This window comes from Flavobacterium album (genome assembly GCF_003096035.1).
In the GTDB taxonomy this organism is placed as follows: Bacteria; Bacteroidota; Bacteroidia; order Flavobacteriales; family Flavobacteriaceae; genus Flavobacterium; species Flavobacterium album.
In genome coordinates this window covers 2,891,374-2,916,201 of the sequence record NZ_CP029186.1, presented here as the reverse complement: position 1 = coordinate 2,916,201, position 24,828 = coordinate 2,891,374, and the positions used below count along the sequence as shown (strand labels likewise).

Sequence of the window (24,828 nt, the reverse complement as noted above, 5' to 3'; positions counted from 1 at the left end):
AGTATTTTTCATAACTTAGTGAAAAATATATACGCCATGGACACACAAAGCTTAAAAGAAAAGATAATCCGGAAAATTGAGGAAACCGATGATACCGAATTGCTTTGGCAAATACAGGATGCCATAAGCAATTACCAATCCCTTGTAAAAGAGCCTGCAACGCAATATGAGGTCGAAAGCGATGAGGATATCGTTGCATATACTATTGATGGCACAGCGTTGACAAGAGCAGAGTATATTGCTGATATTGATTCGATTATCAATAGTAATGAGAAAGGAATTCCACATCACGAAGTTAAAGCTCAAATGGATAAATGGGTACAAGACCGGTTAAATGGCATCCTGTAGCTATTGAAAGCTTGAGGGATATTTTTGATTTTGTTTTTGAAGAAAGTCCACAAAATGCAGTCATAGTATATCACACACTATTTGAGTTGGCTGAAACTGCAAACCTTTTCCCTGAAAAGTATCCGGTAGAAAAACGCTATAAAAATCCGGCTGTACGATTTATCCCTAAATGGAATTTTAAAATTGTATATCAAATTCTGGATGATAAGATTCTTATTCTAAAGATATTCCCAACACATCAAAACCCTAAAAAACTAAAATTTTAAAAGTGTTTTCATACCTTTAATAAAAAATATACGCCATGAACACAGAAAAACTGAGACAAGAAATCATTCGAAAAATAGAAGAAACTGACGACACCGAATTGCTTTGGCAGATACAGGATGCTATAAGCAATTACCAATCGCTTGTAAAAGAGCCTGCAACGCAGTATGAAGTCGAAAGCGATGAGGATATTGTTGCCTATACTGTTGATGGTACACCATTGACGAGAGCAGAGTATATTGCTGACATTAATGCTGCAGAAAAAGACTTTGAGGAAGGGAATTTTTATACTTCTGACGATGTCAGGAAGATTGCTGCATCTTGGAAAAAGTAATCTGGTCCAAACGTTCCATAAAGTCCCTCAACAAAATATGGATCTTTTATGCTGAAAAAGCAGGAGTTGCTGTTGCTGACAGAATTGTTGAAGAAATAATCTCAGAATCAGAAAGTATTGTTTTTGCAACGCAATTTCAAATAGAAGAATATCTTGAAAAAGGTTACAGACGCGCAATAGTAAGGCATTTTAAAATCATTTATCTCGTCAGAAACAATGAATTCAGGATATATAACATCTTTGATTCAAGGCAAAATCCTAAAAAATATAAGTTACCCGATTTTCACTGATGTCATATTCAGCGACCCGCCTACCAATTTATCATTGAAGAAACTTATTTCATCTTTACTATCCTGTAATCCCAAAGTATAAAGCAACGGATAATAATGGTCCGGCGTAGGTATGGCAAGTGTCGCGGCCTTGTTCAGGTTTTGGTAATCAATGAGCGCTTTATGGTCACCGTTGCCTATCTTTTCTTTGAAAACTGCATTCATTTCGATGGCCCAGTCAAAACCGTACTCCGGTTCTTTCAGTTTGCGCCAATCGACCATTCGTAAGTTATGCACCATGTTGCCGCTTCCTATTATCAGTACGCCTTTTTTGCGTAGGACAGCAATTTCTTTTGCCAGGTTATAATGGTATTGCGGTGGCATTCCATAATCAATACTTAGCTGCAAAACCGGAATATCCGCATCAGGGTACATGTGACGTACTACTGTCCACGTGCCGTGATCCAGTCCCCAGTCATGGTCAAGGCCAACATTAGTAGAAGTGATCAGCTTTGATGCAGCTTCTGCCAGCTCAGGGTCGCCTTTAGCAGGATATTGCACATCGAACAATGCCTGTGGGAAACCTCCAAAATCGTGTATCGTCTTTGGCGCTTCCATTGCAGTTATATGCGTGCCGTGTGTTAGCCAGTGTGCCGAAATAACAAGCACCGCTTTAGGGCGGGCTATCTCCTGCCCCATTTTTGCCCATGTACGGGAAAATTCATTATCTTCTATACCGTTCATTGGCGAGCCATGCCCAATAAACAGCACCGGATGCTTTTCATCTTGTTCGCTTAATCTGTCTGTCCAGTTCCTGAAATTATGTAATGACATTTTAAAGTTTTTGGGTTTCGGGTTCTGAGTTCCAGGTTTTGATCACTGTGACTGAAAAATGAGATCTGCTTTTGCCAGCAGGCAGGCTGTGACTTATTCTTTTACTAAGTATATGCCATCGTCTTTTATCTCAATAAGCTTTTGTTTGTACAGCGTACCTATCGCTTTTTTGAAAGTCTTTTTGCTCATTTTCAGCACGGTCTTGATGTCTTCCGGATGGCTGTCGTCATTCAGGCGGAGGAAACCGCGGCTGGCACGAAGTTCGTCAAGCACCTTTTCGGCGTTGGGCTCAATATTCTCAAAGCCTTTTTTCTGTAGTGAAACATCAATCTTATTATCAGGGCGTATGGTTTTGATATATCCTTTTATACTGTCACCGGTACGAAGGTCTTCATATACTTCATCTTTATACATCAGGCCCTTATGCTGCTCGTTAATGATGACATTGATGCCCATATCGGTAATATGCGATACAATAAGATTCACCTCCTCGCCTTCTTCAACAGTAAGGGTTTCGTTATCCAGGAACTGGTTGATCTTGCTGGTAGCCGCAAGCCTGTTGGTCTCATGGTCCACATACATAAATACAAGGTAGCGCTTGCCTTTTTCCATTGGCCGTGCTTGTTCCCTAAACGGGACAAACAGGTCTTTTTCAAGCCCCCAGTCCAGGAAGGCGCCAAATTTATTGATGTAGTTCACCCTTAGCAGGGCAAATTCGTTAAGGATTATATAAGGCTCAAGCGTAGTGGCAACCTTGCGCTCTTCGTGGTCGAGGTATACAAATACGATAAGTTCTTCGCCGACCTCAAACTCTTTTGGCACGTATTTATTAGGCAGCAGTATGTCTTCGTTGCCATCGGTAAGGTAAAGTCCCACTTTGGTATCACGTGCTATCTTTAGCGTATTGTATTTTCCTATCTCGATCATTATGGTAAATTTCAGGCGTAAAGGTACGAAGTTATACAGTATAATTCAGGCTGTACAGCATAAAGCCGTACAGCCTGAAAATTATATTTGCTTTAAAATTACTTCGCGGCATACAGCAATCCCGCCAGGCTGCCGTCACGCCCATAAATATCATCATAGAAGGCCACATTGCCATCCTCATCGGCAAGGGCTGTAAAATAGGCAATGTACACTGGTATTTTATGCTTCAGGCTAAAGTTGGTTTCCTTATCGCTGTTCATAGCTTTATCTACTTTGCTTTCATTCCAGCCAGCCTGGTCTTTAGTAATGGCGATAGCAAGGTCGCGTGCTTTTTCAACCCTTACGCAACCGTGGCTGAAGGCCCTGTCGTCAGCGTTAAATAGGCTTTTTGCCGGCGTGTCATGAAGGTAGATATTGTTGGAGTTGGGGAACATAAATTTTACTTTCCCCAAAGAGTTCTGTCCTCCCGGTTTTTGCCTTACGCTCTCGCCATTCCATTCCATATTGTGCTCGGCAAGATAGTTGGGATCTTTAGCTATTCCGGGCTTAATTTCTTTTTCGAGTATGCTTTTCGGTACATTCCAGTACGGACTGAACACAAGGTAACTCATCTGCCCGCTGAATACCACTGTTTTATTGAGCTCTTTTCCTACAACCACATTAGAAGTAAGGAAAGGCTTGCCATCGCGCACATACCGCATCCTGTAGGAAGGGATGTTCACCACAATATATTCCTTCTGGGTATTAATAACCGGCGGTACCCAACGGCAGCGTTCCATGTTTATAGCAATCTTCTTTATAAGTTCTGCTACCGGTACATTAAGGTCTTTTATCATTGCAGGCCCAATTTTACCATCAAAAGTGCGGCTGTGCTTTTCTTCATAAAGCTTTAACCCCGCAGCAAGGTCACTGTCATATACTGCGCTTTTAGAGTCGCTTTTGATATAACCTTCAAGGGCAAGGCGTTTGCGTATCTGTACGATTGCAGCTGCCGAGTCGCCCTCCTTAAGTGATTTTACACCCTTATCAAGCGCAATAGTACCCCAGCCGCCTTTTTTCTCAATATCACGGTATTTCTGGAGGCCTTTTTTTAGATTAAAATACTGGGCAAACAATTCGGTCTTGTCACCTTTAATCAGTTTAGGGTCCTGCATCAGCGTATCCAAATAAGCTACGTAGTCCATTTTTTCGCGAGGAAGGAACCAACCGGTCTCGCGGCTTTTTTGCGCATCAAGCCCGTTCAGTACTTTTTTGGCATAGTAAAAATACATGGAACTTATCAGTAGTTCCGATTCCATATTAGGTTTCTCTCCCCTGCCGTTATCGTCAAACAGTTCGTCAAGGTTCTTTTTGTAGGGTATCTTTGAAGGAAGCCCCTCTTTGTCCAACTGGTTCACCCGGTCATACAGGACCTCGGCAAACTCGATCAGCCCCTTTTTTTCATGCCATATATAATGATTGTGCTTTTGGTACAGCTCCCTTATGTCTTTTTCAAATTCTTTGTACTGCGGGAATTTTGTAAAGAAAGGGTCAAATCCGGAGGGGTCCAACGGTATATCCTTCCCATCATGTTCATGTACTTCGGTATTGGATGTTGCTTCCCTCTTGTCTTTCTTACAGGAAACCGTAGTTACGGCAACCCCAAACATAATTGCGATTAATAAACTTACTTTTCTCATGGCGTTAGGTTCTTTTTTTTAAAAGTAGTAATTTTAACATACAGCAGCTAAAGAATATTGTCAGATTTAACTAACAATTATGAGCCCGCGAGGCCTAATCATAATTTTATGCTAATGCTTGGCTTGCTGTGATGGGTTTAGTAATTTTATACTTTAAAAAGAAAGATTATGGATAGCTTTAATACCCTTATCAATAGCAAAGAGCCGGTACTGGTCGACTTTTTTGCAACATGGTGCGGCCCGTGCAAGATGCTGGCCCCTATACTTAAAGAAGTAAAAGACACACTTGGTGACGGCATCAGGATCATTAAGATCGATGTCGATAAAAACCAGGCACTAATGAGCAACCCGCAGTTCCAGGTGAAGGGCGTGCCCACACTGATGCTGTTCCAAAACGGCAAAATGTTGTGGAGGCAATCGGGCGTAATGCCGAAAGAAGAAATTATAAGGACGATAAACAGTTTCAGGCAGTAACTTATATTGTTTTTTAGATCTTGCGTTGTTAAGGATAATATAGCCTAATTTTATCGCTTATCATCTCTATTTATGAAACTAACCATTCTATTGCTGATGTTCCTGCCTTTAACAGCAGTTTCCCAAACAACTCAAAATATCTCAGTTGTATCCGCTGAGAGGCTTAATGTAGTATATCGCGGCATTGATAATCCTGTAAAGATAGCGGTCCCGGGTGCAAGAAGCTTTACAGCAACAGCGCCCGGCATGCGAGAAACGGAGATTCCCGGAAACTACATAATAAATCCGGGATCAGGACTGGAAGTAAACGTTATTATTGAAGCAGTGATGAATGATGATTCGATCATAAAAGAAGTAAAATCGTTTAGGATCAAAGGTCTTCACAGACCAATGGCAACTATAAATGGATATAATTCTACAGACGATACAGCTGGATTGTCAAAGAAAGAACTTGCAAATGCGATTATTGGGTTAGATATGGGGGATTTTTTGTTTGAAACTAATTTCAATGTAAAAAGTTTTACGGTCAGTTTCCCTGAAAAGAAAAATATGGAGCCAATTGAAATTGAAGGCAATAAAATGAACCAGAAAGCTATTGAAGCAATAAATAAATTAAGATCAGGAGATTTTGTATTGATCAGCAACATAAGGTTTCTTGATTCTTCGCCAACTACATGTTTTCCATATCTGGCATCGATCATCGTTGAAATTGATGAAAAGCCACATAAATTAATTACAGAATAATTTACCAAATCAACAATTTTTCCACTACATCGTTATAGTATTAGCAATTTATTTACCTTTACGCGCACTAAATAAATTACCTTTACAACAAATTGCGTAAGTTACTATGAATGAATGTATCTCTGTTTTCGACATGCTTAAAATCGGCGTTGGCCCTTCCAGTTCGCACACCCTTGGCCCGTGGCGCGGTGCGGAACGTTTCCTGAAAGAACTCCGCTCCGAAGGTATATTTGAAATGGTAACCCGCGTAAAGGTAGACCTGTACGGATCGTTGTCCCTTACAGGCAAAGGGCACGCCACCGACCTTGCTGTAATGCTTGGCCTTAGCGGTGCCGACCCTGAATATGTACCTATTGACGATATAGCGAACATTATAGACGACATCAACCTGAACAGGCATATTTTCCTTGGGGGGCTGAGCTATATCCCTTTTGACATCGCTACTGATATTGTCTTCAATAAAAATTTCCTTCCCTTCCATGCTAATGGCTTTATGTTTACCGCATATACTGATAAAGGCGAGTACACATCTATATTCTACTCAATAGGTGGTGGCTTCGTCGTAAAAGAAGAGCGCACCGTGGCACAGGAAAAAGAGAAGATAAAATGCGCTTTCCCCTTCCCTATCGACCTAGCCGACGAATTGCTGAACTACACCATTATGGAGAATAAGCAGATCTCAGAGATCGTATATGAGAATGAGAAATCCATACGCAGCGAAGAGGATATCCGTAGAGAACTAATGCGCGTATGGAATACCATGCTAGAATGCATGTACATCGGCTGCCACAGCGAAGGGACACTACCTGGGGGACTCAACGTGCGCCGCCGTGCTTTCGATATGCACAAAGGCCTTATAGGTGATGCGGTTTATAATGATCCGCAGGAATGGCTGCAAACCATACGCAAAACAGAAGTAAAGTTCCGCCAGATACTCAAATGGGTGAGCTGCTTTGCACTTGCCGTGAATGAGGTGAATGCTGCACTGGGACGTGTGGTTACCGCACCAACTAATGGGAGCGCCGGCGTTATCCCGGCGGTACTGATGTATTACATGGTTATTGAGAACCACCAGGCCGATGAAAGCCATATAAAACAATTCCTGATGGTCGCCGGCGAGATAGGCAGCATATTCAAGAAAGGCGCAACCATATCGGCCGCAATGGGCGGATGCCAGGCGGAAATTGGTGTATCCTCCGCTATGGCAGCGGCAGCGCTTTGCGAAGTGATGGGCGGCACACCAGCGCAATGCCTTATGGCGGCCGAGATCGCTATGGAGCACCACCTTGGCATGACGTGTGACCCAATAGGCGGACTGGTACAAATACCGTGCATCGAACGCAATACCATGGGCGCGATAAAAGCCATCAATGCCGCAGAACTGGCATTGGAAACCGACCCCGAAAATGCTAAAGTACCCCTTGATAAAGTAGTCAATACCATGTGGCAAACAGCCCAGGACATGAACAATAAATATAAAGAAACATCTGAAGGCGGGCTTGCCGTTACGGTAAATAATGCTGATTGTTAAGCCCCCTTGCCCCCGAAGGGGGAAAGTACGGACAAACTTTGACGCTTACTCCCCCTTCGGGGGTTGGGGGGCTCTCCTCGTATCAATTATATAAACGATCTTCCATACGCCATTATCCTTATAAAATTGGAACGAGTTGACCCCGCTGTGGCTTAGCTTTCCGTTTATATAAAACTCATAAGGTGTCCAAGCATGGGCCATACTGCCGTCAACCTGTATCTTATACTTCAGCAGCCGTTCTTCAATCTTCATATCTTTAGGAATAGATGCTATTGACTTGTAGAATTCGGAAATATCCTCATGGGAAAATTTGCTGCCTTTAAGGCTTTCCATTACCGATTGCAGTATCATCTTATCGGCACAAACGGATTTGATCTTAAGCGTGTCACCGCTATGCAGCCCTTCAAAAAAAATGTCGATTGATTTTTTGATGTCGGACTCCTGGGCCTCCAGTTGCATTGCAACAACAGAAATGGCAAGTAACAGTATCTTTTTCATAGCTATAGGTTTGGTGTTACCAGATTAGTGTCTATACCGTTCAGAACGTTACAGCAATTACTAATAAATTCAGAATGCCGCCTCTATTCTTCTTACAATTCATTACTTTTACCACCTAAATTTCCACTTATGTCAGTTGCAAAGAAAGATTACAAAAGAATCACTACACGCACGCTTATCGATATGAAGGCCAATGGGGAGAAAATCTCTATGCTTACATCATACGATTTTACAATGGCAAAGATCGTAGATTCGGCGGGGGTTGACGTGATACTTGTAGGCGATTCGGCTTCCAATGTAATGGCGGGCCACGAAACCACACTGCCTATTACCCTTGACCAGATGATATACCATGCATCAAGTGTTGTCAGGGCTGCAAACAGGGCGCTGGTAGTGGTTGACCTTCCGTTCGGGAGCTACCAGAGCGACCCTAAGGAAGCATTGCGCTCTTCTATCAGGATCATGAAGGAAAGCGGTGGCCATGCAGTAAAGTTGGAAGGCGGAAGCGAGATAAAAGACTCTATCAAAAAAATACTGAATGCAGGTATACCCGTTATGGGGCACCTTGGGCTTACGCCACAGTCGATCTATAAATTCGGTACTTATACCGTTCGTGCCAAAGAAGATGCCGAAGCCGAGAAATTAATGGAGGATGCCAAAATGCTCGAAAGGATCGGATGCTTTGCCGTTGTCCTTGAAAAAATACCGGCACAGCTGGCGCAAAAAGTTGCCGAAAGCATCTCAATCCCGGTAATAGGCATTGGTGCAGGCGGCGGTGTTGACGGGCAGGTACTGGTTATCCACGATATGCTGGGTATGAACAATGAGTTCAGTCCGCGTTTCCTGCGCAGGTACATGGACCTTTATGACGGTATGACTAAGGCTATCGGGCAATATGTGGATGATGTGAAGTCTAAGGATTTTCCTAACGAGAAGGAACAATATTAATTTCAGATCGTAGATTTCAGATTTCAGATTTGACGCAACGATTGTCATTTCGACGAAGGAGAAATCTCTTAATTCAAAAGAATGAAAATTCTTTCCGATAAAAACAATCTTAACGTCCTCTACGAAGATAACCACATTATTGCGGTAAACAAACGTGTGGGCGACATCGTGCAGGGTGATAAAACCGGCGATAAACCCCTTAGCGATGTGGTTAAGGAATACCTGAAAGACAAGTACAACAAGCCAGGGGAAGTTTTTCTGGGTGTGGTACACCGGCTTGACAGACCAACAACCGGCATCGTGGTTTTTGCAAGGACTTCGAAGGCGCTTACCCGCCTGAACGACCTGTTCAAAAACAGGGAAACCCAAAAAACCTATTGGGCTGTTGTCAAAAATAAGCCGCCAAAGAATAATGACACACTTGTGCATTACCTGAAGCGCAATGAGAAAAGCAATACTTCCAAAGCATATATAAAAGAAGTGCCTGACAGTAAAAAGGCCATCCTCGAATATACTGTTATTAAAAACCTTACCAATTATACGGCACTTGAGATAGAGCTGCATACCGGGCGGCACCACCAGATACGCGCTCAGCTCGCTGCTATTGGTTCTCCAATCAAGGGCGACCTTAAATATGGATTCGATCGCAGTAATCCTGATGGCGGCATACACCTTCATGCAAGAAAGCTCGAATTCATCCATCCTGTTACAAAAGAAAACATCGTGATCACCGCCCCTGTGCCCGATGATGTAATTTGGAAAGTCGTTAAATAAGCCATATCCTGCGAATTCTAAATGGCTGCTCATTCCTGTTTTAATAAAGCTGAAATTTGCAATAAAGAATACAGCATTTTCGTATTATATTTTTGTTAAATAACAATAGATTGATTTTCAAATTCTTAAATTAGTACATAATAAACAGGCAATTATGAAAAAAACTTTACTATTCACTCTCGGGCTATTCAGCACGGGAGTTTTTGCACAGGAACATTTTTCCGGAATCAATATCTCACGCAGGACCGGGCTCCTCAACGCCTCAATCAACCCGGCAGAACTTACCAACCTGAAAAGCAATTACGAAGTTAATATGTTCAACTTCAGCGGCAATATAGCAAACAATAAAATGACATTCGGCGACCTCGTTGGCAGCAATGACAATTTTGACGACATGTTATTTGCGGGTAATGAGCCGGTAAATATGCGTGCTGATGTTGAGATATTAGGGCCGGCTTTTGGCTTTAAGATGGAAAAATGGGCATTTGCAATTACAACAGGGGCAAAAATCAAGGCCGATATCATCGATGTAAATCCCGCTTTGGGACGGGCGTTGACCAACGGTGTTAGTTCCGTGGCCGAGATCACTGCCATTACAGCCAATTACAACCAGAAAACGTCGGCAACCATCTGGGGCGAAATTGGCTTCTCGGCAGCAAGGGAACTTTATGATTCCGAAATGCATAAGTTTTCAGCGGGGGTAACTTTTAAAATGCTTTTCCCCGGTTCGTATGCCAACATAGCCGCAGGGAATTTCAGGGGAACTGTTGAAAGTAACTTTGGCGATGTAAACCTTACGGATGCAAGTGCTATGGTAAACGTCGCCTATTCCGGTTCGCTTGCCGATGACTTTACTGACAGCAGTAATTTCAGCAGCTTTTTTGGCGGCGGCCTGAATGGATTTTCTACCGATATCGGTGTGGATTACCAATGGAAAGATACCGAAAGCACTGGCTATAAGCTAAATGCCGGACTTGCGGTTCGAAACTTAGGGAGCATGACGTTTAAGGATAATAATAATGTGAGCCGTAATTACAACCTGTTGGTACCGCAGGGCCAATCATTGGATTTGAACCAGTTTGAAAACGTAAGCAACCTGAAAGAACTGGAACAGATCCTTTTGGCAAATCCGCAATTCTTTACTGCACAGGAAGCTGAGAAGGATTTCAAAGTGACGCTTCCCACTATGCTTTCGGCTTATGCGGATGTAAAGCTATACAGCATATGGTTCGCCAGTCTTTATATGCAACAGAAAATGAATAAAGACAACGATAACCAGCAGATAGCGATACAAAATATATTTACCATTACCCCAAGGTACTCTGCAAATTCCTTTGAAGTTTATACCCCCTTGTCACATAATGAGATATCAGGATTTACCGCAGGTGTAGGTTTAAGGCTTGGTGGCTTTTTCATCGGTTCGGGATCCATTCTTTCGGCAGCTCTTGGCGACACCGACCAGGCAGATGCTTATATGGGATTCCGTTTCGGATTTTAACCTGAATAATATATTTTAGCCGGACTATTAAAAATCCGCACATCGCAATCAGTATAAATTAATGAATACTCCACGCAGCAAAAATAATGGCTGGATACTTCACTTGCTTATAGTAATTGCGATGTATGCTTATTACCTCTACTTGTGGTTGGGCTTCATTTTCTATCACGGTAAGGCGGGCTGGAACGGGTTTGAAATCTTTATGATGACACTCTTTACGGCCCCGTTTTATATTATTTTCCACGCTATAGTTTTCTCATTTCGCGATCACCAGGTGCAAAGAAGGTCACAATCGTTAGCTTGGTGGGGCTTGCGGCGTGCCTGTTGCATATTTGTGCTGTTGCAGCACGTATGTAGCGAATTAAATTCCTAAATTATTCGTAATATGATTCCTGCCAAAACTAATATTTTATAACTTCATCCTATAAAATTTTCAATATATGAAATGGGGAGGCAGAAGATCAAGCGGAAATCTAGATGACCGCCGTGGCGTATCGGGCGGGCAAGTAGCTGTTGGCGGCGGTATAATTGGTGTAATCATATTGGTTATCAATATGTTTATGGGCGGCGACAGCGGTGCGGTGCTTAATGGCATAGAGAACCAGATACAAAACCAGGGCGGCGAACCTGTAGAGCTTACCGAAGAAGACAAGGAACTCGGTAAAATGGTAGATGCCATACTGGTAGATACCGAAGACGTTTGGCACAAGCTGTTTGAAGAACAAGGGCTTACTTATGAAGAACCGACACTCGTATTATTCCGTAATTCGGTACAGACAGAATGCGGCGGTGCAACTTCTGCTTCCGGGCCATTCTACTGCCCGGTTGATCGCAAAGTATATATGGATCTTGCTTTTTTTGATGAGCTCCAGTCACGGTATGGCGCTAAAGGCGGAGATTTTGCCATTGCCTATGTAATCGCGCACGAAATTGGCCACCACGTACAGACACTTTTGGGAACCTCGGAGAAAGTAACACAAATGCAACAGCAAACTGATGAAACGGGAGCCAACAGGTTGTCTGTGGCTTTAGAGCTTCAGGCCGATTTTTATGCTGGCGTATGGACGTACCACAACCAAAAGATGAAAAATTTCCTTGAAGAAGGTGATATTGAAGAAGGCCTTAGCGCTGCCAATGCCGTTGGCGATGATGCTATACAGAAAAAGTCTTCAGGTCATGTAGTTCCGGATTCTTTTACCCATGGTACATCTGCACAACGCATGTACTGGTTTAAAAAAGGATATGAAACAGGCGATATGAAACAGGGCGATACATTTGCAGAATTAAAATAAGTGGGTTTAAATGACCATCAAAAAAAGAAGCCGTCTCATTTGAATATTGAGACGGCTTCTTACGTTTTTAATTATTCTTTTTGGCGTTCATGATCTGCCACTGGTCATTAAGGTATTTTACCTTGTGGACTTCCTTCATAATGTCTTCGCGTTCTTCCTCATAATAGTCAGGGTCTTTGGAGCCGTGCTCATCAAGCTCCCCTGCCCTTTCTAAAAGGTTATCCATTACCGGTTGCAATTTATCTTTTACTATTTGCGGCATCGCACCGAATAGTTCTTCAAGTTCCTGTTTTAGCATTGGTGATATTTTAAATAGATGTCTATTAAAGATACAAAAAAATAAATGACACGATAGCCAAAAACATCACATTCATAATTCATAAAAATTCATAATTCCTACCCAAGCCAGCCTTCCCTGTCCAGGCTCCTATATTGTATTGCTTCGGATATATGCTGTGGCCCGACATGTTCACTCGCATCAAGGTCGGCAATAGTGCGGGAAACTTTTAATATCCTGTCATAGGCGCGGGCTGAAAGGTTCAGTCGCTCCATTGCTGTTTTCAAAAGCTGTAAGGAAGTCTCGTCCAGCTGGCAATACTCGCGTATCTGCTTAGTGCTCATCTGTGCATTGTAATGCACATTCTCCAGATGCCCGAAACGCTGTGTCTGGACCTCACGTGCTTTAGTAACACGTTCACGTATATCGACACTGCTTTCGGCTTTTTGATTATCAGAAAGTTTCTCGAAAGGTACCGGTGTAACTTCAATATGTATATCGATACGGTCCAGTAAAGGGCCTGAAATTTTACTAAGGTAGCGCTGCATTTCGTGGGGCGAAGAACTTACCGGCGCATCGGGGTCGTTAAAGTAACCGCCGGGGCTTGGGTTCATGCTTGCCACCAGCATAAATGAAGACGGATAGGTAATAGTGAATTTCGCACGGCTAATGGTTACTTCGCGGTCTTCCAGTGGCTGGCGCATTACCTCAAGCACTTCGCGTTTGAACTCCGGCAATTCGTCAAGGAACAGCACGCCGTTGTGCGCCATGGATATTTCTCCCGGCTGCGGGTAACTGCCACCTCCAACCAGAGCGACGTTCGAAATCGTATGGTGCGGACTCCTGAACGGCCGTTGGTTCATTAGCCCCGCATTTTTCAGCTTGCCGGCAACGCTGTGTATCTTGGTGGTTTCGAGCGCTTCCCGAAGTGTCATCGGCGGCAATATGCTCGGTAGGCGCTTGGCAAGCATGGTCTTTCCGGCACCCGGAGGCCCTATCAATATGATATTATGCCCTCCCGCAGCGGCAATTTCCATACATCGCTTGATACTCTCCTGCCCTTTTACATCGCTGAAATCGAACTCAGGAAAGTCAAGTGTTTTATAAAACTCCTCACGTGTGTTTATTATGGTTGGCTCCACTGTGCCGCGGCCTTCAAAAAAGTCGATGATCTCAGTCACGTTCTCCAGGCCGTAAACATCAAGCCCGGCTACTATGGCAGCTTCTTTTGCATTTTGCTTCGGCAGGAAAAAGCCTTTATAGCCTTCCTCCTTTGCTTTTATCGCAATAGGCAGCACGCCTTTAATGGGCTGAAGGCTTCCATCGAGCGAGAGTTCGCCCATGATAATGTATTTATCTATCTCATCAGATTTTATCTGGCCCGAAGCAGCCAGTATTCCCACGGCAAGCGTAAGGTCGTAAGCGGCGCCTTCTTTTCTAAGGTCGGCAGGCGCCATGTTAATGGTGATCTTTTTTATAGGCAAAGAATAGCCATTGTTCTTTAGCGCAGCGGCAATACGGTAGCTGCTTTCCTTTATCGCACTATCGGGCAGGCCCACCAGATGATATCCTACTCCTTTATCAACATTGACTTCAACAGTAATGGTAGTAGCCTCTACCCCAAAAACGGCGCTCCCGAATATTTTTACCAGCATATAGAAAATTTAGAAAGTGAAAGTAAGGAAAATTATGGGAAGTCATAAATTCCCCTTAAAAATAAACATATAAATTTTGGTGTTGAAAAACAATCCCTAATTTTAAGCTTCAAATTTTTTAAACTAAACAATGGGACTATTCAACGCAATACTCGGCAATGCTTCTGAAGTATCGATAGAAAAAATCAGGGCTGAATTCCAGCCAATGCTCATATCAGGCGAAAGTATTGAAAAAGCATTTAAGGTGATACGCGATATGTTCGTCTTTACCAATAAAAGGCTCATACTTGTAGACAAGCAGGGTATTACCGGCTCTAAAGTAGATTATATATCTATCCCTTACAGCAGCATCATTAAATTCTCAAAGGAAAGTGCCGGCCTTCTTGACCTGGATGCCGAACTGAAAATATGGGTGCGTGGGGAAAGCATGCCAATTAAAAAGCAATTTGGCAAGGATAACAACATCAACGAGGTGTACCAAATACTTAGCCAGTATATCTTAAAATAAATTTCCTAAACCTGATCTTTATTTTCTTTTAGCCAAAACACGCAACGTTTTGGCTAATTTTTTTATAACTTACAAACTATGGCTGAATACTTTATAGCAGACGAACACCGGATACTACTATTCATAGCGGGTTGCATGGCAATTATGGCTGCGATTATTCCTGTAATTTTACGGAAAAGGCATATATCCGAACCTATTGTATATATTTTAATTGGGGGCATCGTTTACTTTGTTTCGGGATACCGTGTTGTAAAGCCGCTTGAGCAGCTTGAAGAAATAAAGTATATCACAGAGTTTGTAATACTTGTCGCTTTAACAAACGCCGGACTGCGTATCAAAGAACCCTTTAAATGGCAAACCTGGAAGCATTCGTTCCGATTGTTAATTATCGCAATGCCAATCACCATAGCTGCGGCTGCGTTATTAGGCTGGTGGATAATAGGGCTTGCACCTGCCGCAGCATTACTTTTCGGAGCGCTCATTTCCCCTACCGACCCGGTGCTTGCCAGCGAACTACAAACCTCTGAGCCGGGGGAGGAAGATACATCTAAAGTAAAACTTGGACTGACATCAGAGGCCGGAGTTAATGATGGGCTTGCCTTTCCGTTTACTTACTTCGCAATCCTTTTTGTTACGAATGGTGCAGATTATAAAGACTGGATAGGCGAATGGTTCCTGCACTTTTTCCTGATGAAAATCATCATTGGTGTAAGCGTTGGGCTATTAAGCGGATGGCTATTATATAAGCTGGTTTTTACAATAAGCAATAAAAATACAATTGGCAGGATAAGCCGGGGCATACTTTCTCTGTCACTTATACTCCTTCCCTATTCAATCAGCGAAATTATCGGGGGTATGGCTTCCTCGCCGTGTTCTTCGCTGCATGCATGTTCAGTAATTATGAAAAGTATATCCGGCACATAAACAACCTCCACGACTTTAACGAAGAGCTTGAAAGCTTTGTTGTAGCACTAATTTTTATCGGGATAGGTGCCTTTATTGCCATGCATTATGAATTATTAGCCGACATGCAAATACTTGCAGTCGCGTTACTTATGGTGCTGGTTGTAAGGCCGGTCGCAGGTTACATATCTTTCATCAATACCGGCCTGAATCGTTTCCAGAGATTTGCGCTGTCATTCTATGGAATGAGAGGTATCGGGTCGCTATTTTATCTTGCGTACGCCCTAACTTCCGCCGAATTTGACGAACCCAAAAAATTGGTTGCTATAACTACGGCCACGATCTTTTTTTCAGTGCTGATACATGGCATTTCGGCACGATCAGTTCAGAAGCTTATAAAAAAACATGATATACTACCAACAGATGCTAAATAACAGAATTGTAATAATTGGCGGTGACGCTTCGGGGATGTCGGCGGCATCAAAAGTGCGCCGCGAACAGCCGGACAGGGAGATTGTTGTATTTGAAAAGTCGCAGTACACTTCCTACTCGGCCTGCGGTATACCCTATTTTATTTCTGAAACCGTGAAGGACATTGAAGAACTGGTAGTGCGTTCGCCGGAAACATTCAGGGAGAAATATAATATTGATGTCCGCACGATGCATCTTGTACTGGAGGTGGATACCGGCAACAAGCGCATCAGGGTACTGGACAAAGAAAAGCAACAGGAATCATGGCATGAATACGACCAGCTGCTCATTGCTACAGGCGGAACTGCTTATTGCCCGGATATTGAAGGTCATAATGCAGAAAACGTTTTTGGCATCTCTACCCTGAAAAGTGGCCTTAATATCGAACATTATATTGAAGAAAAAAAGCCAAAAACAGCCGTCATCATTGGCGGAGGCTATATAGGGCTGGAAATGGCCGAAGCGTTACTTATACGCGGACTAAAAGTGTGCCTTATCAATCGCGGAAAACAGGTCATGAATACGCTCGACCCCGATATGGGCGAGGTAATTTCGGATGCTATGCGCAGCCTTGGCGTAACGCTACACCTGGGCGAATCGTTGGTTTCCTTTGATGTAAAAAACAATTGCGTGAGCGCTGTGATCACCGATAAGCAGTCTATCCCGGCGGATATTGTGGTTTTGGGTATGGGGACTTCGCCAAACACGAAATTTTTACAAAGCTCCCAAATTGCACTGGGTGTAAAAGGCGCTATAAAAGTGGATGCCCGGATGCAGACTAATATAAAAGATGTTTGGGCTGCAGGCGATTGTACCGAAACATTAAACCTTGTCAGTAAGCAGCATACTTATATTGCTATGGGTACATTGGCCAATAAAACCGGCGTTGTGGCGGGGAGCAATATTGCCGGTGAAAACCTGATGTTCCCCGGTGGGGTGGGCACCGCTGTTTGTAAGATATGCAGTTATGAGGTTGCCCGGACCGGCCTACTCGAAAAAGAGATTAAAAAATTGGGGATAGCGTATGTAAGCGCCGTTATTGTAAGTAAAACCCGCGCGCATTATTATCCGAAATCTAAAGATATTACGGTAAAGCTGCTGGCCGAAAAGAATAGCGGCAGGCTGCTGGGCGGGCAGATCATCGGTGAAGAAGGCGCAGCAAAACGCATTGATGTGCTGGCAACCGCTTTAACGCACAACCTTACATTGCAGAATATAATCGACCTCGACCTGTCGTATGCGCCGCCTTTCTCCCCTGTCTGGGATCCTGTACAGACAGCTGCAAGGAAGCTTATTAATGAGATATAAAAAAAGGGCACTACATGCGCCCTTATGATTATTTATTGAATTTCGAAATCCCGTCTTTCAGCCATTGCTCATATTCTTCAATATTTGGTGTATAGCCTACCGGTTCATTAAGATTTTCTTCCTGGAGATTCATCAGCACATAATAAGGCTGCGCGTTGATCTTATAGCGGCTAAGCTGGAGATCGCTCCATTTGTTACCAATAGTTTTTATTTTCTTTCCGGTTTTTGAAACATATTGCTCTTTTTCAGGAAGTTCTTTTTTGTAATCCACATACAATGAAATAAGCACGACTTCATCCTTAAGGATCGGCAGGATACGCTCATCGTTCCATACATTGTCTTCCATTTTACGGCAATTCACACAGGCATATCCGGTAAAGTCAAGTAGTACAGGCTTGTTAACTTCTTTAGCATATGCAAGGCCTTTATCATAATCTTCAAATGCTATTATGCCATGTGCAGCGAGCTTAGCGCCTTCAGGCAGTTCCCCTTTGGGAGAACCCGCCCCTCCTCCTATTCCGAATGGCGATTCACTATAAGTAGATGGTGGCGGGAAGCCACTTATAAGCTTTAGCGGCGCGCCCCATAATCCCGGAACAAGGTATATTGTGAAAGCCAGCGTAAGGAGCCCTAGCGATAGCCTTCCAACCGATATATAACCGCCCGGAGTATCATGCGGCAATGTTATCTTTCCAAAAAGATATAGTGCCAGGCCACCAAAAACCGCAATCCAGATCGCAAGGAATGTTTCCCTTTCAAGTATATGCATTTGCAGTACAAGATCGGCATTGGATAAGAATTTAAAAGCAAAAGCCAGTTCGAGGAAACCAAGAAACACTTTAACGGTATTAAGCCATCCGCCTGATTTTGGAAGTGAATTCATCCATCCGGGGAACATTGCAAAAAGCATAAATGGTAAAGCCAATGCAGAAGAAAAACCCAGCATGCCAACTACCGGTGCTATCCCGCCTTTTGAAGCTGCTGCAAATATTATGTTACCAACAATAGGTCCTGTGCACGAAAACGATACTATTGCCAACGCCATAGCCATGAATAATATCCCTATAATGCCGCCCCTGTCGGCTTGCCTGTCAACTTTATTTGCCCATGAATTGGGAAGCATAATTTCAAATGCCCCAAGGAATGAAAAAGCAAAAACGATCAAAAGGACAAAAAATGCGAGATTAAACCAAACATTAGTAGAGAGTGCATTCAGTGCATCAGCTCCAAATATGCCTGTTACAACAATGCCAAGCACAACATATATTACAATGATCGAAATACCATATAAAATAGAATTTCTTATACCGGCCGACTTTGTTTTGCTCTGTTTTGTAAAAAAACTCACCGTCATTGGGATCATCGGAAATACGCATGGCGTAAGAAGCGCAGCAAAACCGCCAAGGAACGCCAGGAAAAATGTAGCCAAAAGACCTCTGTCTTCTTCTTTTTTTGAAGGCTTGCTTATTGCGGGCTTTACTTCACTTTTTTTTTCAGGTGCAGGTGTTGGTGCGGCCTCTTCAAAATTCTTGACTTCTTTTGATGTCAAACTTTTAAGGTCGAACTCAAAGTAGTTCTCGTCCTGTATACAGACTTCTTTACATACCTGGTAATACAATTGCAGCTGTGCAATAGTGTTGGCAGGATTGGTCACTTTGATGGTTTGCTTCAGCTGCACGGTATGGCTGAAAAAGTACTCATCAACCCCAAAAACCTTATTGAAGGTCTTTTCATATTTGCTTTCTTCGGCCTTGCCTACCGCTTCAAAATTACCTTTGTCATTATTAAAGGCAATTTCAAGAGGCAATGCGCCGCCATCCGGCGTAAACTGCGAGTATACATGCCAGTTTTCTTCTATCGTACCATCCAGGATAAGTACATATTCCGTATCTGATTTCTTTTCAATTTTCGAGGTCCATTTTACAGGATGCTGTATGTTCTGGGCTTGAGAAAATAAAAATGCGAATAAAAGAAAGAATGTATAAGTGAACTTTTTCATTATTATAAAACTTCTATTTTTAAAATTGTGTTTGTTGTTTTAGTAGCTTTAAAACGTTCGTCGGCACGGTGGCCTACGACCCAGATAATATTCTCGCCGGAGCATAGCAGCAAGGCACTCTCTTTTTCGCTAAGGCTGAATTTTTCATCCTTAAAGAACTTAGAGACTTTCTTTTTCTGTCCGTTCATTCCCACAGGGCAAAAGTAATCACCTTCCTGCCATTTACGAAGAATTAAAGGGTATTTTATTAATTCATTATCAACAAAAATAGTTTTTTTTGTTGCATTTTTATTAATTGTTTGAGCAATTGCCAAAGACAACTTTATCGGAGCTTCAGGATATTGCTGCCCTTCTGTGATTTCAAAGGATAGATTGTTGCCATTCGAAGAGGGTTCCAGAATCAGCGTTTCCCTGTCTTTCAACAGCCTGAAATTACCCGACAAAATATATTTACCCGACTGCGAATCCACTAAAGCATAAATATCCTCCCAGGCCGTGAACCCGAATGGGCTGAGCCATTGGTACAGGTAAGCTTTATAATTTGGCAGCCTTTTTAGCTGTTCAATATTAAAATGCTTTTGGTTCTCTTTTTCCGAAACTACCTGCTTATAGATCAAAACAGAAGCATCCTCTACCAGCGATTGTGCCTGCTGCAGGTTTTCCAATGTCTGCCGGAAAGAGTCAGCAAAAGCGGGGTTTAATTGTTTCAGGACAGGTACAACATCATGACGCAGTTTATTACGCAGGTATTTATCGGAAGCATTGCTGCTATCCTCGCGCCACCGGATATTATTTTCTTTGGCATACACCAAAATTTCATCGCGTGTAAATGGCAGTAACGGACGTATAATTTTACCATTCTGCTGCGGGATTCCGGTGAGCCCTTCCAGACCTGTACCCCGTGTAAGGTTTATTAAGAATGTCTCAAGGGAATCATCGAGATGGTGTGCGGTAAGCAGGTAATCGAGGTTGTTTTCCTGCAACAATTCGTCGAACCAAAGATAACGAAGCTTCCGTGCGGCCACCTGAATGGATAGTTTATTATCTGACGCAAAAAGTTCTGTATTAAAATGAGTTACGAAATAGTGGAAACTATTTTCCTTCGCATAATTTATAATAAAATCCTCATCGCCATCGCTTTCTTTTCCGCGGAGGTTGAAGTTACAATGGGCGATAGAAACGTCATAGTTTAACTGCTGTAAAAGATCCGTTAAAACCATGCTGTCCAAACCCCCGCTCACAGCAAGGAGCAGCTTTTTCTCTTTTAGAAAAGAAAGATTGTTATTGAGGTGATCCCTGAATTTCGAAAGCATCTTCAAAAGTACGGAATTTTCTGCAACGATTAACTTTCCAGTACCTGTCTCATTGCACGTGCTTTTAACAAGCACTCTTCATACTCAAGTTCAGGTATTGCTTTTGATGTAATAGCGCTTCCCACAGAAAAAGATACATAGTTGTTTTCCGCGTTATAAAGGATGCTGCGTATCACCACATTAAAATCGAAATCTCCATCCGGGGTAAAGTATCCTACTGCCCCACTGTACAGCCCGCGCTTTGTTTCTTCGAGTTTCTCAATGATTTCCATAGCTGATATTTTAGGAGCACCCGTCATGCTGCCCATGGGGTATGTAGTACAGATCACATCTACCGGGGTACAACCTTCGGCAACCTGCGAAACCACAGTTGAAATAAGGTGATGTACCTGTTTAAAAGTATAGGCCCCACATAGTTCTTCCACTTCCACCGAACCTTTAGCTGCGGTACGCGACAAGTCATTGCGCACCAAATCCACGATCATTATATTTTCCGAACGTTCTTTTTCGTTGGCGGCAAGTTCCTTCTTAATAGTATTATCCTCATCCGGGTCAGCGCTGCGCCTTGCTGTGCCTTTAATAGGTTGCGAAATAACTTTGTTTTCCTCCTTTCGCAGATACCTTTCCGGTGAGGCCGACATAAGATAATGCTTATAGTTTTTAAAGTAAACAGCAAACGGCGGCTCGGAAACGGCATTTAGTTTTTTGTAAGTATCAACGGGATCAATAGCTGCATTTGCAACATAGAACTCCATACAGAAATTCGCTTCATAAATGTCGCCGCGATAGATGTGCGCGAGCATTTGCTGCACTTTTTCCAAATAGCTATCCTTGGAAATACGCTGGTTTATCGTTGTCGGTTGTTGGTTGTCGATTGACGGCGTAATTTGTAATTCGTAATTCGTAATTTCTTCAAAGTCTGATCGGATTTCATCATCGCACATCCGTAAATACTGCATTTCCAGTTCATTCCCTTTCAGCAAAAACAACTTTTTAGGCTGGAAGAAAAACAAGTCGGGAAAACCAAGCCCGTCGAAATTATCAGATTGCAGGTTTTCTGTGTCATTCTTAAGGTCGTATGAAAGATACCCAAACAGCCAGTCTTTAGTGATCTGTTGGTATTCATTCAGTGCATCAAAAGCATTGTGGTAATCGGTTTTAATGGAAGTGAGCGCATCTACTGCCAGTACAGCATCATAGGATGTATACTGTTGCTTATAGCTATTGCTGTCCAGGAATACCACTTCTCGGAACTGCTGTGCCCATTGCAGCAGTTGTTGTTTAAAAGCAGCAGGTTCTGTTATAATAAATGTTGCGGTAGTTCTCAATGCGTTTATTTTGATCATCAAAAATACTGATTAAACCTGCCCCTCAAAAATTTTATTACTTTTGGGAACAACTAATAAAAATACAGTAGCATGGAAGGGTTTGAAGAAGAGGGAAACCTGCATCTAATCGATTATCTTAATACCTATAATCCAACGCTTAGGGTGATCATGTCCAAAGGCTACAGGATATTTTTGTTTCCTGATCATAGAGAAGAATTCTATGGCGATTATTGGGCCATAAAAGGCAACAGGAAGATTGTAGCCGCAGACCCTTTGCGGTTGCTTGGACTTATATCTATGTGGGAAACTTATGGTGACGGGTGGTATGGGAAATCTGACAAGACCTCTTATGAACACCGGAACCTGTTTGATGAAATTGCGGCCAGGGCTTTCCCGAATAATCCGGAAGAGATCGAAAGTTTGAGCAACGAAGAATTCAATGATTATGTTTCTGATTACAGGCTGTTTTTTAATTCTTTTACTTCTAAGGAAATACTACCTCAAAATGTCAGTCGTAAAGATTTCTATACTATCATTGACAATTTTTACAAGTGGGATCCTGAAGGATTTTATGAATTTGAAAAATAAATATAACAGAAAACCCATCCTTTCAGATGGGTTTCATTATTTTAAGCAAAATACTTATATATGTATCGGCCTGTTATCTGTTGCCGCCAGCGCTGCTTCCTTAACGGCTTCGGCATACGTTGGGTGTGCGTGGCTCATCCTTGAGATATCTTCGGCAGATGCCTTAAATTCCATAGCTGTTACTGCTTCGGCGATGAGGTCGGCTGTACGTGCGCCGATCATGTGGATGCCCAATACTTCATCCGTTTTGGCATCGGCTAGTATCTTTACGAAACCATCAGTGTCCATGCTCGCGCGGCTGCGTCCAAGCGCTTTGAACGGGAAGCTGCCTGATTTGTACTCAACTCCTGCTTCTTTCAACTGCTCTTCGGTTTTGCCTACAGCAGCAACTTCCGGCCATGTGTAAACAACGCCCGGTATCAGGTTATAGTCGATATGCGGTTTTTGCCCAGCAATAGTTTCAGCAACAAATACGCCTTCTTCTTCTGCTTTGTGGGCAAGCATTGCACCTTTGATGACATCGCCAATAGCGTAAATGTTAGATGCAGCTGTTTGCAGGTGATCATTCACTTCAACCTGTCCCCTTTCGGTAATTTTCACTCCGGCAGCCTCAGCATTAAGCCCGTCAGTATATGGACGGCGGCCTACTGATACCAATGCATAATCGCCATCAAGGGTAATTGTTTCTCCTTTGGCGTTCTCAGCATGGACCTGCACACCTTTACCAGAACGCTCTACTGACTTCACTTTGTGCGACGTGTAGAACTTCATGCCCTGCTTTTTAAGCACTTTAGTAAGCTCTTTTGATAAGCCTGCGTCCATTCCCGGTATTATGCGGTCAAGGTATTCCACCACCGAAACCTGCGCGCCAAGGCGAAGGTACACCTGGCCCAGCTCAAGCCCGATAACGCCGCCGCCAATAACGATAAGGTGTTTCGGTACCTCTTTCAGCTTAAGGGCTTCGGTAGAAGTGATTATTTTTTCTTTGTCTATTTTAATGAATGGCAATGACGATGGTTTTGAACCTGTAGCAATAATAGTATATTTTGCTTCAACCGTTTCTGATGCGCCATCCGCTTTAGTTATCTTAATGTGAGTAGCATCTTCGAAAGAACCTATGCCTTCAAGAACGGTAATCTTATTTTTGTCCATCAGGTACTTGATGCCGGTAACGTTCTGGTCTACAACACCCTGCTTGCGCGCGATCATCTGCTCAAAATTGACTTTTATCTCGCCGGCAATATCGATGCCGTGCTCTTTAAAATGCGATGTAGCATCGTGGTAATGGTGCGACGAATCGAGCAGCGCCTTAGAAGGGATACAGCCTACATTAAGGCAGGTGCCGCCAAGGGTTGGATATTTTTCTACAATAGCAGTGTTGAAACCCAATTGTGCGCAACGGATTGCTGCCACATAACCGCCGGGGCCGGAACCTATAACGACTACATCAAATGAACTCATGGTATATTTTTTTGTTGTTTGAAAATTTGTCACGCAAATTTAGGCAATCTGATTTATATGCCAATGAAAAAAGAGGAATTTGAGAGCCGTTTATTCGGGCGTGCCACACCCCAGCTTTTGGCCGATGCAGTGGCCGGGCTTTCGCCTTTATCTGCTCCGTTCCTCCGCAGGATATCGGCTCTATCCCTCACGCAGGCTTCACTCGGGCGGCCATACTAACACCTCCACAAAGTCAGAGACTTTGCGAAGCGGGTTGTTTGGGTCAAACTTTTTTTCTTCCATAATTTTAAAGAATTAAAAAAGCCACCCTAATTGAGTGGCTTTTGTTGTTAATATTTTCACCTTATTCATAGTACCTTAATGCATTAACACGATAAAACATGTGTGAACGGAGCTTTTCTTCAAGTCTTGTAAGCCCATCCACAGTTGCTTCATTCGTTATTAATTTCGAGTCTTTAATTGCATCTGCTTTTAATTCTCTTGCAAAATCTAATGATGTTTTCACATCGGTCAAGGATAAATTTTCTAATTTTTTCATTTGTCTTTATTTTTAAATTTTCCCAAATATAAAAATAAATCCTTAGTTAAACAAGCGTTTGATAG

28 protein-coding genes are annotated in these 24,828 nt (G+C 42.8%); 17 read left to right on the top strand and 11 right to left on the bottom strand.

Features of this window, described 5'->3' with window-relative positions; all coding sequences use genetic code 11:
* The first annotated feature begins 36 nt into the window (after positions 1-36).
* The 4 genes from HYN59_RS13200 to HYN59_RS13185 are packed head-to-tail and all read left to right on the top strand — an operon-like array spanning position 37 to position 1,236.
* Complete coding sequence (locus HYN59_RS13200; protein WP_108778708.1) at positions 37-348, top strand: hypothetical protein; 312 nt, start codon at positions 37-39, stop codon at positions 346-348.
* Positions 315-614, top strand: coding sequence for a type II toxin-antitoxin system RelE/ParE family toxin (locus tag HYN59_RS13195; protein WP_108778707.1), 300 nt, complete (start codon positions 315-317; stop codon positions 612-614). Before HYN59_RS13200 ends, HYN59_RS13195 begins: the two co-directional genes overlap by 34 nt.
* 35 nt (positions 615-649) lie before the next feature.
* Positions 650-946 (top strand): hypothetical protein, encoded by a 297-nt coding sequence (locus tag HYN59_RS13190; RefSeq protein WP_108778706.1) that lies wholly within the window; start codon positions 650-652, stop codon positions 944-946.
* Complete coding sequence (locus tag HYN59_RS13185) at positions 934-1,236, top strand: type II toxin-antitoxin system RelE/ParE family toxin (protein WP_181369438.1); 303 nt, start codon at positions 934-936, stop codon at positions 1,234-1,236. Before HYN59_RS13190 ends, HYN59_RS13185 begins: the two co-directional genes overlap by 13 nt.
* Here HYN59_RS13185 and ygiD read toward each other — a convergent pair.
* The 3 genes from ygiD to HYN59_RS13170 form a co-directional block, all read right to left on the bottom strand.
* The gene (gene ygiD, locus HYN59_RS13180; RefSeq protein WP_108778704.1) at positions 1,219-2,049 is read right to left on the bottom strand and encodes a 4,5-DOPA-extradiol-dioxygenase; all 831 of its coding nucleotides are present in this window, start codon (positions 2,047-2,049) and stop codon (positions 1,219-1,221) included. The two genes, HYN59_RS13185 and ygiD, sit on opposite strands and share 18 nt — an antisense overlap.
* A 93-nt stretch (positions 2,050-2,142) precedes the next feature.
* Positions 2,143-2,976 (bottom strand): CvfB family protein, encoded by an 834-nt coding sequence (locus HYN59_RS13175; protein ID WP_108778703.1) that lies wholly within the window; start codon positions 2,974-2,976, stop codon positions 2,143-2,145.
* A gap of 98 nt (positions 2,977-3,074) precedes the next feature.
* Positions 3,075-4,655 carry a L,D-transpeptidase family protein gene (locus tag HYN59_RS13170; protein WP_108778702.1) on the bottom strand — a complete coding sequence of 527 codons (1,581 nt, stop codon included), beginning with the start codon at positions 4,653-4,655 and terminating at the stop codon, positions 3,075-3,077.
* Positions 4,656-4,823: 168 nt separating this feature from the next.
* On the opposite strand from HYN59_RS13170, the gene trxA reads away from it, so the two are divergent.
* The 3 genes from trxA to HYN59_RS13155 all read left to right on the top strand — a co-directional run bounded on the left by trxA (position 4,824) and on the right by HYN59_RS13155 (position 7,404).
* On the top strand, positions 4,824-5,129 hold the full coding sequence (gene trxA / locus HYN59_RS13165) for a thioredoxin (RefSeq protein ID WP_108778701.1): 306 nt from the start codon (positions 4,824-4,826) through the stop codon (positions 5,127-5,129).
* 72 nt (positions 5,130-5,201) lie between these two features.
* Positions 5,202-5,873 (top strand): GldM family protein, encoded by a 672-nt coding sequence (locus HYN59_RS13160; RefSeq protein ID WP_108778700.1) that lies wholly within the window; start codon positions 5,202-5,204, stop codon positions 5,871-5,873.
* Positions 5,874-5,979: 106 nt separating this feature from the next.
* Positions 5,980-7,404 (top strand): L-serine ammonia-lyase, encoded by a 1,425-nt coding sequence (locus HYN59_RS13155; RefSeq protein WP_108778699.1) that lies wholly within the window; start codon positions 5,980-5,982, stop codon positions 7,402-7,404.
* A gap of 45 nt (positions 7,405-7,449) precedes the next feature.
* Here the strand turns inward: HYN59_RS13155 and HYN59_RS13150 are convergent, their stop codons facing one another.
* Positions 7,450-7,902, bottom strand: coding sequence for a nuclear transport factor 2 family protein (locus HYN59_RS13150; RefSeq protein ID WP_108778698.1), 453 nt, complete (start codon positions 7,900-7,902; stop codon positions 7,450-7,452).
* Positions 7,903-8,031: 129 nt separating this feature from the next.
* Between HYN59_RS13150 and panB the strand changes: the two genes are divergently transcribed.
* The 4 genes from panB (at position 8,032) to ypfJ (ending at position 12,414) form a co-directional block, all read left to right on the top strand.
* Positions 8,032-8,850: a 3-methyl-2-oxobutanoate hydroxymethyltransferase gene (gene panB, locus HYN59_RS13145; protein WP_108778697.1), complete on the top strand. Its 819-nt coding sequence runs from the start codon at positions 8,032-8,034 to the stop codon at positions 8,848-8,850.
* 81 nt (positions 8,851-8,931) lie between these two features.
* Positions 8,932-9,624, top strand: coding sequence for an RluA family pseudouridine synthase (locus HYN59_RS13140; protein WP_108778696.1), 693 nt, complete (start codon positions 8,932-8,934; stop codon positions 9,622-9,624).
* A gap of 154 nt (positions 9,625-9,778) precedes the next feature.
* Positions 9,779-11,122: a hypothetical protein gene (locus tag HYN59_RS13135; RefSeq protein WP_108778695.1), complete on the top strand. Its 1,344-nt coding sequence runs from the start codon at positions 9,779-9,781 to the stop codon at positions 11,120-11,122.
* Between the two features lie 440 nt (positions 11,123-11,562).
* Entirely contained in the window at positions 11,563-12,414 is an 852-nt protein-coding gene (ypfJ, locus tag HYN59_RS13125) for a KPN_02809 family neutral zinc metallopeptidase (protein ID WP_108778693.1), read from the top strand.
* A gap of 67 nt (positions 12,415-12,481) precedes the next feature.
* On the opposite strand, the gene HYN59_RS13120 is transcribed toward ypfJ, so the two are convergent.
* Together HYN59_RS13120 and HYN59_RS13115 are read right to left on the bottom strand one after the other, a co-directional pair.
* Positions 12,482-12,712 carry a hypothetical protein gene (locus HYN59_RS13120; protein WP_108778692.1) on the bottom strand — a complete coding sequence of 77 codons (231 nt, stop codon included), beginning with the start codon at positions 12,710-12,712 and terminating at the stop codon, positions 12,482-12,484.
* A gap of 98 nt (positions 12,713-12,810) precedes the next feature.
* A complete protein-coding gene (locus tag HYN59_RS13115) occupies positions 12,811-14,346 on the bottom strand; it encodes a YifB family Mg chelatase-like AAA ATPase (RefSeq protein WP_108778691.1) in 1,536 nt (511 codons plus the stop codon).
* Between the two features lie 130 nt (positions 14,347-14,476).
* On the opposite strand from HYN59_RS13115, the gene HYN59_RS13110 reads away from it, so the two are divergent.
* From HYN59_RS13110 to HYN59_RS13095, 4 genes are all read left to right on the top strand, one after another.
* A complete protein-coding gene (locus HYN59_RS13110) occupies positions 14,477-14,854 on the top strand; it encodes a PH domain-containing protein (protein WP_108778690.1) in 378 nt (125 codons plus the stop codon).
* 78 nt (positions 14,855-14,932) lie between these two features.
* Complete coding sequence (locus tag HYN59_RS18360; protein WP_108778689.1) at positions 14,933-15,778, top strand: cation:proton antiporter domain-containing protein; 846 nt, start codon at positions 14,933-14,935, stop codon at positions 15,776-15,778.
* Positions 15,742-16,191, top strand: a complete 450-nt coding sequence (locus tag HYN59_RS18355) for a cation:proton antiporter domain-containing protein (RefSeq protein ID WP_108778688.1) — start codon at positions 15,742-15,744, stop codon at positions 16,189-16,191. Before HYN59_RS18360 ends, HYN59_RS18355 begins: the two co-directional genes overlap by 37 nt.
* Entirely contained in the window at positions 16,181-17,536 is a 1,356-nt protein-coding gene (locus tag HYN59_RS13095) for an FAD-dependent oxidoreductase (protein ID WP_108779738.1), read from the top strand. The genes HYN59_RS18355 and HYN59_RS13095 overlap by 11 nt, the downstream gene beginning before the upstream one ends.
* Positions 17,537-17,564: 28 nt before the next feature.
* Here the strand turns inward: HYN59_RS13095 and HYN59_RS13090 are convergent, their stop codons facing one another.
* The 3 genes from HYN59_RS13090 to HYN59_RS13080 are packed head-to-tail and all read right to left on the bottom strand — an operon-like array spanning position 17,565 to position 22,194.
* Positions 17,565-19,535, bottom strand: a complete 1,971-nt coding sequence (locus tag HYN59_RS13090; protein WP_108778687.1) for a protein-disulfide reductase DsbD family protein — start codon at positions 19,533-19,535, stop codon at positions 17,565-17,567.
* A 2-nt stretch (positions 19,536-19,537) separates the two neighbouring features.
* On the bottom strand, positions 19,538-20,848 hold the full coding sequence (gene tilS / locus HYN59_RS13085) for a tRNA lysidine(34) synthetase TilS (RefSeq protein ID WP_108778686.1): 1,311 nt from the start codon (positions 20,846-20,848) through the stop codon (positions 19,538-19,540).
* Between the two features lie 29 nt (positions 20,849-20,877).
* Positions 20,878-22,194: an anthranilate synthase component I family protein gene (locus HYN59_RS13080; RefSeq protein ID WP_108778685.1), complete on the bottom strand. Its 1,317-nt coding sequence runs from the start codon at positions 22,192-22,194 to the stop codon at positions 20,878-20,880.
* Positions 22,195-22,266: 72 nt separating this feature from the next.
* Here HYN59_RS13080 and HYN59_RS13075 point away from each other — a divergent pair, with 72 nt between their 5' ends.
* The gene (locus tag HYN59_RS13075; RefSeq protein WP_108778684.1) at positions 22,267-22,764 is read left to right on the top strand and encodes a hypothetical protein; all 498 of its coding nucleotides are present in this window, start codon (positions 22,267-22,269) and stop codon (positions 22,762-22,764) included.
* 54 nt (positions 22,765-22,818) lie between these two features.
* Here the strand turns inward: HYN59_RS13075 and lpdA are convergent, their stop codons facing one another.
* Entirely contained in the window at positions 22,819-24,225 is a 1,407-nt protein-coding gene (gene lpdA / locus HYN59_RS13070; protein ID WP_108778683.1) for a dihydrolipoyl dehydrogenase, read from the bottom strand.
* A 63-nt stretch (positions 24,226-24,288) separates the two neighbouring features.
* Here lpdA and HYN59_RS18090 point away from each other — a divergent pair, with 63 nt between their 5' ends.
* The gene (locus HYN59_RS18090; RefSeq protein ID WP_181369437.1) at positions 24,289-24,444 is read left to right on the top strand and encodes a hypothetical protein; all 156 of its coding nucleotides are present in this window, start codon (positions 24,289-24,291) and stop codon (positions 24,442-24,444) included.
* Between the two features lie 124 nt (positions 24,445-24,568).
* Here HYN59_RS18090 and HYN59_RS13065 read toward each other — a convergent pair whose 3' ends face one another.
* Complete coding sequence (locus tag HYN59_RS13065; RefSeq protein WP_108778682.1) at positions 24,569-24,763, bottom strand: hypothetical protein; 195 nt, start codon at positions 24,761-24,763, stop codon at positions 24,569-24,571.
* Positions 24,764-24,828: the final 65 nt, after the last annotated feature.